Origin of the sequence: Clostridium sp. TW13 (assembly GCF_024345225.1) — a bacterium.
Taxonomy (GTDB): Bacteria; Bacillota; Clostridia; order Clostridiales; family Clostridiaceae; genus Inconstantimicrobium; species Inconstantimicrobium mannanitabidum.
The window spans coordinates 3,550,394-3,564,670 of the sequence record NZ_BROD01000001.1 but is presented as its reverse complement, the minus strand read 5'-3'; the positions used below and the strand labels follow the sequence as shown (position 1 = coordinate 3,564,670).

At 31.2% G+C, this 14,277-nt stretch carries 10 protein-coding genes; 9 read left to right on the top strand and 1 reads right to left on the bottom strand.

Annotation, left to right across the window (positions count from 1 at the left end):
- Positions 1 to 215 precede the first annotated feature (215 nt).
- The 5 genes from rlmD to OCU47_RS16460 all read left to right on the top strand — a co-directional run bounded on the left by rlmD (position 216) and on the right by OCU47_RS16460 (position 5,261).
- Entirely contained in the window at positions 216 to 1,601 is a 1,386-nt protein-coding gene (gene rlmD, locus OCU47_RS16480) for a 23S rRNA (uracil(1939)-C(5))-methyltransferase RlmD (RefSeq protein ID WP_261829702.1), read from the top strand.
- A 224-nt stretch (positions 1,602 to 1,825) separates the two neighbouring features.
- On the top strand, positions 1,826 to 2,659 hold the full coding sequence (locus OCU47_RS16475) for a diguanylate cyclase domain-containing protein (RefSeq protein WP_261829701.1): 834 nt from the start codon (positions 1,826 to 1,828) through the stop codon (positions 2,657 to 2,659).
- 391 nt (positions 2,660 to 3,050) lie between these two features.
- Positions 3,051 to 3,800, top strand: coding sequence for a class I SAM-dependent methyltransferase (locus OCU47_RS16470; RefSeq protein WP_261829700.1), 750 nt, complete (start codon positions 3,051 to 3,053; stop codon positions 3,798 to 3,800).
- Positions 3,801 to 3,888: 88 nt separating this feature from the next.
- Positions 3,889 to 4,812 (top strand): helix-turn-helix domain-containing protein, encoded by a 924-nt coding sequence (locus tag OCU47_RS16465; protein WP_261830648.1) that lies wholly within the window; start codon positions 3,889 to 3,891, stop codon positions 4,810 to 4,812.
- A gap of 32 nt (positions 4,813 to 4,844) precedes the next feature.
- Positions 4,845 to 5,261 carry a DUF3788 domain-containing protein gene (locus tag OCU47_RS16460; RefSeq protein WP_261829699.1) on the top strand — a complete coding sequence of 139 codons (417 nt, stop codon included), beginning with the start codon at positions 4,845 to 4,847 and terminating at the stop codon, positions 5,259 to 5,261.
- Between the two features lie 162 nt (positions 5,262 to 5,423).
- Here OCU47_RS16460 and OCU47_RS16455 read toward each other — a convergent pair whose 3' ends face one another.
- Positions 5,424 to 6,185, bottom strand: coding sequence for a CBM21 domain-containing protein (locus OCU47_RS16455; RefSeq protein ID WP_261829698.1), 762 nt, complete (start codon positions 6,183 to 6,185; stop codon positions 5,424 to 5,426).
- A 394-nt stretch (positions 6,186 to 6,579) separates the two neighbouring features.
- On the opposite strand from OCU47_RS16455, the gene OCU47_RS16450 reads away from it, so the two are divergent.
- The 4 genes from OCU47_RS16450 (at position 6,580) to OCU47_RS16435 (ending at position 14,231) form a co-directional block, all read left to right on the top strand.
- A complete protein-coding gene (locus OCU47_RS16450) occupies positions 6,580 to 9,225 on the top strand; it encodes a YhgE/Pip domain-containing protein (protein ID WP_261829697.1) in 2,646 nt (881 codons plus the stop codon).
- Between the two features lie 19 nt (positions 9,226 to 9,244).
- On the top strand, positions 9,245 to 11,401 hold the full coding sequence (locus OCU47_RS16445) for a YhgE/Pip domain-containing protein (RefSeq protein ID WP_261829696.1): 2,157 nt from the start codon (positions 9,245 to 9,247) through the stop codon (positions 11,399 to 11,401).
- 162 nt (positions 11,402 to 11,563) lie between these two features.
- On the top strand, positions 11,564 to 12,610 hold the full coding sequence (locus OCU47_RS16440; protein ID WP_261829695.1) for a helix-turn-helix domain-containing protein: 1,047 nt from the start codon (positions 11,564 to 11,566) through the stop codon (positions 12,608 to 12,610).
- Positions 12,591 to 14,231, top strand: a complete 1,641-nt coding sequence (locus OCU47_RS16435) for an ATP-binding cassette domain-containing protein (protein WP_261829694.1) — start codon at positions 12,591 to 12,593, stop codon at positions 14,229 to 14,231. Before OCU47_RS16440 ends, OCU47_RS16435 begins: the two co-directional genes overlap by 20 nt.
- The last annotated feature ends 46 nt before the right edge of the window (positions 14,232 to 14,277 follow it).

Sequence of the window (14,277 nt, the reverse complement as noted above, 5' to 3'; positions counted from 1 at the left end):
CAAAGGTACAGTATGACATTGCTTACTGTACCTTTTTACTCTATAATTAAATAGTTGAACGTATCTAAGTTCATTAGCAATCTTTGCTACTTAAAGAAGTGAAGTATTATGGATGCTAGCTACAGGATATTATTATATAAGATAAATTACTTTCAGTTTTTGAAATAAATTGAATTTAATTTAAGTAACAAAAAAATAATAAGGGTGAGATAAATTTGTTAGAAAAGAATAAAGAATATATTTTAGATATAATTTCCCAAGGATATGAAGGAGAAGGGATTGCCAAAGTAGATGGTACATATCCAGTTTTTATTGAGGGAGCGTTAATTGGAGAAAAAGTAAAAGCTAAAATAATAAAGGTAAAAAAGAGTTTTGCTTATGGAAAATTAATAGATATTGTTCAGGAATCAGAGCATAGATGTAATCCTATTTGTAAAATTTATAAAAGATGCGGAGGTTGTAAGCTTCAGCATTTTAGTTATAAAAATCAATTGAATTTCAAGAAAAATAGAGTAATTGATTGCATTGAACGAATAGGAAAATTAGATGGAAGTATAGTTAATGATACAATTGGAATGGAAAATCCATATAGATATAGAAACAAAGTTCAACTTCCGATTGGAATCTTTAATGGAGAATTAAAGATTGGCTTTTTTGCAGCTAGATCTCATAATATAATTGATGTAGAAGAATGCCACATTCAAGACGAAGTGGGAGATAAGGTATTACAGATAACAAGAAAGTGGATAGAGAAATATCATATTAAACCATATATTGAAGATGGGGAATATAATCCTTTGGGCATCCTAAGACACATAATGATTAGGAAGGGATTTACCACAAATGAAGTTATGGTTGTCATTATAACCAACGGAGAAAAGCTTCCATATAAAGAAGAATGGATAGAAGAACTTAAAGCTAATGTAGAAGGATTAGCTAGCATAATTCAAAATGTAAATAATAAGGTAACCAATGTAATAATGGGACAGCAATGTATAACCTTATGGGGTAAGGATACTATAAGTGACTATATTGGTGAATTTAAATTTGATATATCTCCATTATCATTTTTTCAAGTGAATCCAGTACAGACAGAAGTACTTTATTCAAAAGCATTAGAATATACAGATTTGACTGGTAATGAAATTGTATTTGATGCATACTGTGGTGCAGGAACGATAAGTCTATTCTTGTCTAAAAAAGCCAAAAAAGTGTATGGAGTTGAGATCGTACCTGAAGCCATAGAAAATGCAAAAGAAAATGCTGCAAATAATAATGTAAGTAATGCTGAGTTTTTTGTTGGTGAATCAGAAACAGTGATACCTCAACTTATAAATAAAGGCATAAAGCCGGATGTGGTAGTAGTAGATCCGCCTAGAAAAGGTTGCGAAGAAAGCCTACTTCATGCTATAGCAGAAGCAGCACCTAAGAGAATTGTTTATGTATCTTGTGACCCAAGTACTTTGGCAAGAGATTTAAATATATTAGATGGACTTGGATATAAGGCTGAGAAAGTACAACCAGTTGACATGTTCCCAATGACAGGGCATGTTGAGAACGTAACTTTACTTGTCAAGAAGCAAAGCGACGCAGGGAAGTAATTAGTACGTTCCATGCAAGGGCTGCCTAAGAAGACGAGTAAAGTGAGGTCTGATTAGAAACAGCCTACTGCTGAGGCAGTTGTTCAACTTAAAAGGACCAAAGGTTTCGAAGGTCTTAAGTAAATATAGAAGTGTGTTTTATGTTCCCTCAAACTGATTAGTTTGAGGGGATTTTCATTATTCATAATTTTATGCTGAAAAAGTCAAGAAGATGGAATTGGAGGATGATATACTTAAATTACAAAATGAATGGCCGGTTTACTAATTTTGATAAGAGATCTATTGGTGGTGATGAGGTGAGGAATTTTTATATATTAACCGATGCAATTAATTATATTGAAGATAATATTTGTGAGGAAATAAGTTGTCAGATGATAGCCGATTATTGTGGGGTGTCACTTTCAAGTTTACAAAAGTTATTTCGTCTTGCTGCAGAAGATATTTTAAAATCTGACATGACATTTATTGAAATTGCATATAAGTACCAGTTTAACTCACCGGAAGTATTTTGTAGAGCATTTCGCAAAGTATGGAATGATTCACCTTCATCATACAAAGAACATTGGAGATTTTTAGGGATTTTTCCCAAAATAGATTATCATTATGAAGAAGGAGCTGATCAAGAAATGGCAAGAAAAAAAGTAGATATAACTGATGCGTATGAAATTTTTAAGAGTATGAAAGGCACTTATGTGATTTGTTTTGATATTGTCAATCTTATGCCTATTAATAATATATCTACCGAGGCAGGAGATTTAGCAATTATTGAAGCTGCAAAAAGAATTGATGAGGCAATAGAAGATAATATGCTGATGTTTAGAATTGGCGGAGACGAATTCGCTTTGGTTTCTGGTTTAGCAGATTTGCAGGAAGCTAGAAAGCTTACAGAAAAAGTATTATGTAGAAATCGCGAGAAAATTATGTATAAAGATCAAAGTATTGCACTTACACTCAGAGCAGGGTTTACAAAAATTCTTGAGGCATCTCTTAGATATAGTGAATTCTTTACAAACATGCACCAATCCATTGAAGAACACAGAAGCAAAATGACACAATAAGTAGTACTACTAATTCAAGGATTCTCCCAGAAAGCAAAAGCAACGTGCTTAGATTGATTGGATGGAGATACTGTGGAGATAGCAAGTAGATCTAGTGGTTGAAATGAAGAATGAATATTGAGGGTATAAAGTAGGATTAAGGGAGAAATCTCTTAGTCCTTTTTTTTTTAGGGTTAAAATTTTGTGCAAGAGTATAGAGGAATAAGGGTTGATGGGAAGTCTTTGGAAAGTTTTTGCGAAAAATGTATTTAGCAATGTTGAATTGTGATATAATTACAGTTATTACAAATTAAAATATAGATGATATTTTTTTACCTAATATAAAGTACATACAATTAGAAACTCATTAATTAAAGAAAATATAAAAAGGTATAAGAAAAGAAGGGTTAGTATGAAAATAATAAAACATGATTTTTCATGGGAAGATAATGAGTCACATAAGATATTTTGGGAGCACGCTACAGAACGTAAAGAACAAGCTAACAATGAGGTTAATGAAATTGTAAAATTATTCAATTTTAACCCAAGAAAAACTAGTATTTTGGATGTTGGTTGTGGACTTGGCTACCATATGCAAGCGTTAGGAAAGTTAGGATATAATGTGGTAGGAACAGAAGTTTCCGATTTCAGTTATGAGAGAGCAAAACAAAATGTACAGGCTGTAAATGGACAGGTGTATAAGGTTTTAGCTAAAGATATGACTTGGAATAACCAATTTGATTTGGCAATTGCAATTTATCACACTTTAGGTTATATGAGTATCGAAGAGTTATATATTCATTTAGAAAAAATTAAAAATGCAATAAAGGAAGGATGTTCCTTCATTCTTAATGTGCCTTATACATTGGAAAGTAGTTCTAAGTCATTACCAATCAATAAATGGACTATGCAGGGAGATAAGTATATTCTTGTTGATAAGTATGTAACTGAAGATAATTACAAGATAGAAAAATGTGTAATTGTAGATGTTAATGCTGAAACAGTTGAAGAATTTTATGAGAAGCAAAGATACTATTATTCTTATGAGATAAAGCAAATATTAGAACAGGTAGGCTTTAGAGATATACAAATACTTAAAAATTTCAGCGGTGATAGGGCTACTAATGCTGAAGAAGCCAACATATATTTGTGTAAAAAATAATGTAATTATAGTCTTGCAGCAGATGATTTTTTCTGCAAGGTATTGTTGTGAAGGCTGTGATATATTATTGATGGAGGGGAAATAAGTGATGGAATGGCTAAGTAAGATGAATGATGCTTTGAATTATATAGAGTCTAATCTAGAGGGGAAAATCAACTATCATGAAGTAGCACGTATTGCTTGTTGTTCTTTGACTCGTTTTCAAAGGATGTTTATCTTTATGACGGATATGACAATCAGTGATTATGTGAGGTTCAGAAAAATGTCCCTAGCAGCGGAGGAACTGAAAAGCACAGGTATTAAGGTAGTAGATTTGGCTGCGAAATACGGATATGAATCTCCAGAGGCATTCACCAGGGCATTTTTAGGATTTCATGGCATGCCTCCCACTGTAGTTCGAAAGTTGGGAATATCAAAGAACTATCAACCGATTTCCTTCCAAATAAGTATAAATGGAGGCGATATTATGACAGGTTCAAAACCGTTAGTCCGCATGGAGGAAATGAACAACTTAAAAGTGGTATCATTTCAGGTAAATTGTAAAAATCCTGAAACTTTGGCGTGGAATCAGATGCGTCAATGGGCCACTGAAAATCTGAAGGATTATGAAGCTAGAAAGTATATTGGTTATGCGCCATTCGGGCATCATCCACAAAGTAGTGAAGAAGATGTCCATGAGTATGTGGCAATGATGCTTTTGCACGGTGATGAAGGGAGAGAGGGTACCATGTTTGGAGCAAAGGTAGCAGATGCACCTAAGGGACTGTTCCTTGTGGGAGACGTGGCTCTTAATGAATTCAACAATGATGGAACCATAGATATAGGTGCATCTATGAAAAAATCATCTCAGACAATATATGAATGCATGTTGAATATGGGTAACTATGACGTAGATTTTGAGGGACGCACATATCTGGAAGAGCATATTTTGGGAAAAGATTGGTTTTTAGCTGATCATCCGGAAGAAATACAGGTAGAATATAGATTTTGGCTACCAATAAGGCAAAAATAATCATAATTAGTGAATCTATAAGGAGTGGGGATATGGCGTATGAAAGAATGTTGGATAAGCAGGTAGTGCCATCATTTGATGAAATGATTTCTTATTGTGGTGAAAATGGAGAGTTGTGGGTAGAGTTAGATGAATATCTAAGAAATAAACTTGGCATGAAAGGTTGTATCCGCTTTCCATATGGAAATAAATATGGATGGAGTGTCAAGTACAGCTTAAAAAGCAAGCATATCTGTGATGTCTTTGCTGAAAATGGTGCTTTTATGGCGCTGATCCGCATTAGCAATGGTGCAATGGAGCCAATTTACAATGACATGAGTGATTATGCCAAAGCCATATGGGATGATAAATATCCATGTGGAAGTGGAGGTTGGATGAATTACCGTGTTATAAGCAATGACCAATTACAAGATTTAATGAAGATAATGGAAGCGAAGGTAAGCAAGTAGTATCACTTATGCAAGGAATGCACAAGAAGGTAAGCATAGTGTGCAGATACTGATTTATTCAATTCATTGGGAGATCATAGTAAAACTAAATAAAAATTTATAACAGATAATAGGGAGAGGCAACACTACGAACAGTGGCCTCCCCCTATTTTAAAATTCAATTTAATTGTTGAATACGTAGTTATCTCCTAGGTTATTATCACAGTATTGTACTCCATTCAATACATAGTAAGCTGAAAATTTAATTTGCTTTCCTGATGAAACTGGCACTTTTATATACCAGCAGTTTGTATCATCACTGTAGTAGATATCGGTTGCTTTAACTGAATCTACATCCTTATAAGTAGCCCAATTGTCTTCACTGTAACGAATTCTGACAGCTTCAGGATTTACTGATTTTTTTGTTCCGACGTAGAAATACATATAATCTTTGTTATTTTCTGAGGTTTGTCCATAATTGATCATATGTGGTCTACTTGATGCAAAATCATTTCCTACATAATTTTTGCTATTATTGTTATCCCAGTAAGTTTGTCCATTTACATCGTATCTAATGCAGTATTGAATTTGTCCAAAACCATAGTGAGTGAATACTACAGGTGTTTCAAACTTCCATATTTCATATCCATCCAAAGGGTTAGTTTTTACATAAGTTGCAGTTACATCATTCCATACGTTGCTTGCTTGAGGGCCAGTATAATTATAGTGAACAGTAACCTTCTTATCATATGCAAGATTTTTTATAGCAATATATCCAGTGTAATGACCTGTCTCTCCGGAGTCTGCAACTCCATAGCTATAATATAATTGAACAGGTACATCATTTGTATCTGCTTTAGCAGATACTGCGTTCCCAAAAGTAAGTGTGGTTGCCAAAACTAAAACTGAAGTAATAAAACTAAAGATTTTTTTTGAAATTTTCATCAAATCACCCCCATAAATTACTAATAACATGTTATCAATGTAAGTTATACATTTAAATGTATAATATGTAAATTATTATTGCGGATTTAGCAACAATTCAATAAACGTATACATAATTGTATTACTAATAATAACTCTCTCTTTCATCAAAATACGCTTAGATTCATATGTTTTATAGATTATTTGATTATCTCATATTTGGGTTTTATATAGATAATTTACTTTTAATCAGGAATTCTAATGAAAATATATTGAGGAGTAATATACCAAGAAATAATATATTATGTTATCATTTATAGTGATATTATTATATAATTAAACTTAGTGCCCCAATTATTGTGGGGTTGTTTTGATATAACTTATAATTTGACTGTTTTAGGGGGATTTATATAGAATGAAGATTAAGAATATTATCAAAGTTTACAAAAGAGATTGGCAGAGTATAATAAAAAATCCTGTAGCAATAATTATAATTTTGGGGATTTGTGTAATTCCTTCTTTATATGCTTGGGTTAACATAGAAGCCTGTTGGAATACTTATGAGAATACAAGCACTATTCCAGTAGCAGTAGTTAATAATGATAAGCAGGTGAATTTTAATGGTAAAAATATAAATATTGGTAGGGATGTAGTTAATAACTTAAAGAAAAATAATAAGATAGGCTGGACATTTGTGAACTCAAAGCAAGCCAATTTAGGTTTGGTAGATGGTACATATTATGCAATGATAGAGATACCAGAAAATTTCTCTTCAAATTTTTTAAGTGTAACAACGGACAAGCCTAAGAAGCCTCAGATTATATATAAGGTTGATACTAAAGCAAATCCTGTAGCGGGTAAAATTACAGAGGTTGCAAAAAATACACTTGTTCAGCAGATAACATCAAATTTTGTGGCTACAGTAAATGAAACCATTTTTTCTTCATTAAATACTGTAGGAAAGGATGTAGATAAAAATAAACAAAATATTATAAAATTAAAGGATTCAGTAATCGCAGTAAACAACAATATGGATTTTATAACAAGTGCTCTTCAAAGTCTAAATACTAATTCAAGCAATTTTGGCTTGTTTTTAAGTGACATTAAGGCAACTATGCCTTCAGTTGATACTGGATTGAATTCTATATCTGAAAAGAATGCCAATAATGCAGCAATAATAAAATCAACTCAAGATATGATGAATAAATCATTAGATAACATAAGTGTTAATTTAAATACTGCACAATCGTCAAATGATAGAATTGGAACTTTGTTTAGTAGTTTAAATAATTATATAGCAACTGCTAATTCAACAAAAATAAATTCTGTTATTCCAGAAATAAATACTGAAATAAATGCTTTGAATAATTCTATAGGAGTTACAATTGATTATCTACAAGAATGTAATTCAATAGATTTTAATACTGATATTTCTAAAACTATAGAAAAATTAAAGAGTCTTCAGACTTCATTAAACAATATTAAAACCCAATTAACTGAGATACAAACTAAGTTAAAAGAGTCATCTAAATCAGTTGATGATATGTATGGTTATTTGCATGACGATATTGTAAAGCTTAAAAATTTGATAGAAAGTACAAAACAAGGTATTAGTTCATCCATAAGCGTGCTTCAGGATTATAACAAAACTCTTAATAATCCAGGGATTACTCAGCTAATAAATGCAATGACAACTTTACAAACTTCATTAACTGAACTGGAGAATTCTTTGGATAATACACAGCAGCAGCTTAGTGATTCAAAAGATAAACTTAAGGAGAATATTTCAGCATTAAGTGATAGTATAACTAAGATAAATCAGGAAATAGATTCTGTTAACAACTTAATTGATTCCTCTATTAGTTTTATGCAAAAAGTAAGCAGCGCTAATACTACTAATAAGGCACAAGTATCAAATATTATAGCATCATTAAAGAGTATACAAACATCTTTGATGGATGAAAAAAGTCAGTTTAGCAGCATTCAGCAGCAGCTTAGTGGAACGAATCAAATAACTAAAACTATTGCTGATTCTATAAATAGAGATATATCAAATGTACATTCCCAGTTAACAAGTGTTTTAAGTCAATATAATTCTGGAGTCAAAGATAGTCTAAATGCTATGAATAGAAATTTACTTACATCAACGGAAGATGCTTCAGCGCTTATAGGTTCAGCAAAGGATTTAAACAGTGAAATAGAAAGATTGATAAATACTTCATTGGATGGAACTAATTTAGCAACTAAGTTTTCAGGAGACCTAAACAGTAAGTTAGTTGAGTTTAAAGAGGTTATCAAATTATTGAGTGAAAAACTTCAGACTACTAATAACAATGATATTATTAAGATTATCAGTATATTGGAGAGTAATCCTAAATTTGTTGGAGATTTTATGTCAAATCCTTTTGAGATAGATGATCAATCAATAAATGTAATACCTAATTATGGTTCAAGTATGGCACCAATATATACAGTGCTTGCTCTTTGGGTTGGATGTCTTATACTTAACTCAATTTTGAAAACTGATGTAGGATATTTTGAAGGAATTGAAAAACTAACCTTAAGAGAAAAGCATTTTGGTAAGATGATGATTTATTCAACCTTGGCGATGATTCAAGGACTGATTGTTTCATTAGGAGATAAGCTGCTTTTACATGTTTATACAGTGAATGCTCCACTTATGATTATATTTGCAGTATTTTCATCTTTGGTATTTTCAATTATTACATTTACCTTGGTATCTACATTAGGGAATGTAGGAAAGGCTCTTTCTATTATTTATATGATACTGCAGTTAGCAGGAAGTGGGGGGACCTATCCAATACAAGTTGATCCAGATATCTTCAGAGTGCTACAGCCGTTATTTCCTTTTACTTATAGTGTAGGTGGATTTAGAGAAGCAATAGCAGGGCCGTTACCAACTAGTGTAGCATTGGATTTTGTGGCTTTGGCTGTATTTGCTTTTATATTCTTATTATGCGGTTTCTTTTTTAAAGAACCTCTTTATAAGAGAGTTCATAAATTTGAAGTGAAGTTTAAGGAATCAGGAGTAGGAGAATAGGAGAAAGGAGGAAAGAATAATGAAAAAGGTATTTAAAGTATTCATTACAGATTTAAATAATATTAGAAAAAATATTGCAGCACTTATAATAATAATAGGATTATGTATCCTGCCTTCTCTTTATGCCTGGGTCAATATAAAGGCGTGTTGGGATCCATATTCTCATACAGGAAATTTACCCGTTGCGATTGTTAACAATGATCAAGGAACTATATTTAATGGGAAAGTTGTGAATGTTGGTAATAGTGTTGTTGATCAGCTTAAACGCAACAAATCCATAGGATGGGTATTTGTAGATGAATGGCAAGGAAATTATGGTTTAAATGAAGGAAAGTATTATGCTTTGATAGAGATTCCTACTAGTTTTTCATCAGGTTTAGTGAGTTTAACTACAGTAACTCCTCAAAAACCAGCAATAGTATACAGGGTTAACAGTAAGTTAAATGCCATAGCTGCTAAAATTACAAATGTTGCAAAGGATAAATTAGTAGAAAATATTAAGAGTAATTTTATCAGCACTGTTAATAAGGAAGCTTTGATTCAAATAAAGGATAAAACTAAGAATACACATATGGATTCAAATGGTCTTTCACAATTAAAATCTGACTTTAGTGATGCAAATGCAAATATGACAAGTTTGAAGAATATGATTTCTCAAGCAAATTCTGACTCAGAAAGCTTTCAAAAATATTTGAGTAATTTGCAGTCTACATTGCCTAAAATAACTGAGCAGATTGAAAGTCTTGAAAAGCTTCAACAAGAGAGTAAGACTTTAGCACTTTCCACAAAGCAAACAGTAGATAACATATCAACACAACTTAATAATGATATGATACAGTTGCAGTCTTTAGATGATCAAAATAAATTACTACAATCTAAATTAAAGAGTATAAATAACAATGCAATAGATAATGATACTATAAGTATTATGAAGGATTCTGTAAATATGTGTGATTCCTTGCATAATATATTAAATAGTGATATTGCAAATTTACAATCAGTAAATAGAGACTATAATAGTAGTAGTGTGACTTTTCTTATAGATACGCTTAACAGTTTAGACAAGCAGATTATAATTGAGAAAAACAAACTCAATGAATTAATTCCTTTATTGACGAAGGGGGCAACAAAAGAGGTAATCAATTCTGCAATTGATACTATCTCTCAGCTTAGCAGCGAGTTATCTAAAACTAGAGTAAGCACTTCTGATTATCTATATTCAAAAGGATTGCCAATTTTAAATAATATAGTTGGAGATTTAACTGTTAATATTGATGATGCAAATAGCATATTAGATGCAACAAAAGCTATAGTGCCACAATTAAATGCTTTAGCATCTTTTGGTTCTGCTAGCAGTAAACTTTCTGTTAATCAGGCTGATCAGCTGAAAACTAAATTGTCAGCACTTCAAAGTGATTTAAATACTCTTAATGATAAAATGAGTGTATTAACAACAGGAAATATAAACAGAATATTAGATGTATTAGAAAATAATCCATCGCAAGCCGCTGATTTTATATCTTCTCCATTAGAAGTAAAAGAAGAAGAAGTATATGATTCTGGATTATTTGGAGTAGGGCTTACACCGTTTTATTCTGTATTGGCAATATGGGTAGGGTCACTACTTATGTGTGCACTTTTATCTGTTGAATGTGATGATTCTGAGTATCATGAAAAACTTAATTTAAAGCAAAAGCATTTTGGAAAGATGATGTTATTCCTATTTTTATCTCAAATACAAGCGTTTATTATTTCACTTGGGGATATATATATATTAGGGATAAAACCTGAGAACATGAAGATTATGATGTTATTTACCTCACTATCAGCTTTGGCATTTACAGTAATAATATTTACGTTAGTGTCTCTGTTTGGAAATGTAGGTAAAGCAATTGCTGTAGTTATTATGGTGTTTCAAATTGCCGGATCTGGAGGAATTTATCCAATACAAACTAATCCAAAGATATTTGGTGTGCTTCAACCATTATGGCCTTTTACTTATGCTATAAATGGTTTCAGAGAGGCAATCGCAGGACCTGTCTGGAAAAGTGTATATTGGGATATAATAGCTTTACTAGGTTTTATAATTGTATTTTTGGCTTTAGCGATATTAAAAAAGCCATTCCATAAGTTAACTAGTTTCATAGAACATAAATTTAAGGAAGCTGACTTATAAATATTTCATTTAAATAAAACGCAGAAAATCTATACAGGTTTTCTGCGTTTTATATTCAACTGTTGGTTTAGTTATGTAAAAATACAAGTTATTGTTTATAGGTTAATCCTCAACTATAATTAGTTTAATTCATGAATTAATAATATATATGGAGGATATTAAATGGATATTGAGATTGGAAAACAAATCAAAAGTTTGCGTATAAAGAAGGGGGTTACTCAGGAAGAGTTAGCAAATTACTTGGGGATTTCATATCAAGCTGTATCTAAATGGGAGAATAATATTACAGCACCAGATATTCAACTATTGCCAATACTTTCAGTTTACTTTGGAGTTACTATAGATGAATTATTTGTTATACCTTCTGAGGAACAGATGCAAAGAATAGAAAATATGATTGATAATGAAAAGATAATAAGTGCAGAAGTTTTTGATTATAATGTGAATTTTCTTGAGAATACAATTAAAAATAATCCTAAAAATGCGAAGGCATATTTTCTTTTAGGTTCACTTTACAATAAAAGAGCTGAAAACGATAAGGAGAAGGCTACGGTATATATTAAAGAAGCATTGCAGTATGAACCATATGTTAAGGAGTATCACTGTGAACTTATTCATGCAGCAAATGGTGTGTTTGGTGATGATTATTATAATCAGCATGATGATTTGGTACAGTTCTATGAGGAGTTTACAAGAAAACATTCACAATATAGGAGTGGACATTTATTTTATTTGGATCAACTAATAGGAGACAGGCATTATGATGATGCAAGGAAAGTAATCGAGCATGTGAAAGATTTAAAACATACTTGCTTAGATTTTATGTATGAGGGGGATATTGAATTTCAATTAGGTAATATAGAGAATGCAATAAAATTATGGACTCAAGGAGTAGACGAATTTCCACAAACGTGGGAGGCTTATGTTTCTCATGGTGACCGCATGATGAGGATAGAACATTATGAAGAGGCTCTTAAGGATTATGAGAAGTGTATGCAATTACAAGCTAAACCACGACTTATAGATCCTCTTGATTTCATGGCAAGAATCTATGAAATATTGGGTAGGTATGAGAAGGCAGTGGAAGTTTTGCAACAGGAGATTTCTATACTTCAAGAGGAACACAATATTTCTTCAGGAGAAATGATTGATAGACCTAAAAGAGAAATTGAAAGGATCTTAAAACTTTATGAAAAAGTATCTTTATGAGGTTAAACATCTAATACTGTTGAATGTAATATGCAATTTAATAGCTACCATAGCTTTAGCTAATATTCCGTACTTAACCAAAAGATTATTTGACTCCATTGAAAGCAGAAATTTAGAATATCTAGTAAATATAATATTAATATATGTTGGGTGTAATGTGCTAAATTTAATAATTACCTATATAGAAAATGTAGTGAATTTTAAAATAGGAATTGCTTTTGAAGTGAGTTTAAAAAAGGATTTTTTTAAAGTAATAACTAATTATGACTATATGAAGTTTTCATCTAAAGATATTGGAGAATATATTTCAATTCAAGCTAATGAGATAACTCAATTAGAAATGGATTATCTAACTCCAGCTATAGATATAATAAAGTCTATCAATACATTTGCTATTTATGGAATCATGTTTTTTGCGTTTATAGATTGGAGAATAGCATTAGTAGTATTGGGAGCATCCATATTTTCTACATTGATTGCCCCTAATCTTACGGCTAAAGAATTATCTAAAAGACGTAAAGTTTATTTAGATAAGATGGGGATTTATGTATCAAAAATAAAAGATCTTTTAGAAGGATTTAAGCTAATTCAAAGTAAAACTAGAAAGAATATGTTTGTAGAGCAAGAAAGTTTTCTTAAGGATGCAGCAAAAGCTAGATTTGCTTATGGTAAGTTCAAGTCTTTAGCTTTAACTGTTAATGGAGGATTTATATATTCATTACACATAATTTCTTTTTCTATAGTAGGATACTTATTAATCAAAAAAGAGATTACTGTAGGAACAGCTGTTGCTACCTTAGGATATTTAGAATGTTTTATAAGTCCAATGGGCTCACTAATTTATGATATAAACACTATAAAATCTACTAGAGGAATTAAGCTTAAAGTATTAGAATTTTTAAAAGATAATGAAGGAGAAAAAAATTTAATAGTCAAAAAAGATTTTAACAGTAGTATAGAATTTAAAGATGCAACTGTAGACTACGATAAGTTTTCTCTAAAAGATTTTAGTTATAGATTTGAGAAGAATAAGAAGTATGCAATAATTGGACATAGTGGTTCAGGTAAGTCCACTATAATAGGTGCATTAATGAAATATGTTAATTTGAGTAAAGGCAATATATATATTGATGGTAAAAGCATAGAAAAGTTAGATATATCGTATATAATCCATAACATAAGCCAACATGAGCATATTTTTACTGGTGATTATAAAAACAATGTAACTGTTTTTGGAGCATTTCCCTTTAGAAAGATTGGTATATTAGAAGATTCTTTAAGTGAAGTTATGCTTGATTCTATAGTTCAAAAATCAGATTGTCAGCTATTAAGTGGAGGAGAGAAGCAGGTACTATCTATCTTTAGGATGTGTTTAGCTGATACACCAATTTGTATTATGGATGAAGTTTTTTCAGCCACTGATATGAATATTACTGAAAAGTTAGAAAAAGTATTACTTTCAATGAAAGATAAAACAATGATTATCATAACTCATAAGTTATCTGAGCATTTAGAAGAGTTTGATGAAATCCTGTTAATAGAGAATGGAAAACTTGTTCAAAGTGGCACTTATGAAGATATCCTAAAATCTGCGGAATATAGAAAATTACAAAGTGCTTAGTCTGTACTTATAAATTTAGCAGAGATTAACTTTACCGGGTGAAAAT

Bases quoted from the DNA above. Each gene is read 5' to 3' on its own strand.
- OCU47_RS16460 (WP_261829699.1), top strand. From the start codon at position 4,845: ATGGCGTATGAAAGAATGTTGGATAAGCAGGTAGTGCCATCATTTGAT.
- OCU47_RS16440 (WP_261829695.1), top strand. From the start codon at position 11,564: ATGGATATTGAGATTGGAAAACAAATCAAAAGTTTGCGTATAAAGAAG.
- OCU47_RS16435 (WP_261829694.1), top strand. From the start codon at position 12,591: ATGAAAAAGTATCTTTATGAGGTTAAACATCTAATACTGTTGAATGTA.
- OCU47_RS16445 (WP_261829696.1), top strand. From the start codon at position 9,245: ATGAAAAAGGTATTTAAAGTATTCATTACAGATTTAAATAATATTAGA.
- OCU47_RS16450 (WP_261829697.1), top strand. From the start codon at position 6,580: ATGAAGATTAAGAATATTATCAAAGTTTACAAAAGAGATTGGCAGAGT.
- OCU47_RS16465 (WP_261830648.1), top strand. From the start codon at position 3,889: ATGGAATGGCTAAGTAAGATGAATGATGCTTTGAATTATATAGAGTCT.
- OCU47_RS16470 (WP_261829700.1), top strand. From the start codon at position 3,051: ATGAAAATAATAAAACATGATTTTTCATGGGAAGATAATGAGTCACAT.
- OCU47_RS16455 (WP_261829698.1), bottom strand. From the start codon at position 6,185: ATGAAAATTTCAAAAAAAATCTTTAGTTTTATTACTTCAGTTTTAGTT.
- OCU47_RS16475 (WP_261829701.1), top strand. From the start codon at position 1,826: ATGATATACTTAAATTACAAAATGAATGGCCGGTTTACTAATTTTGAT.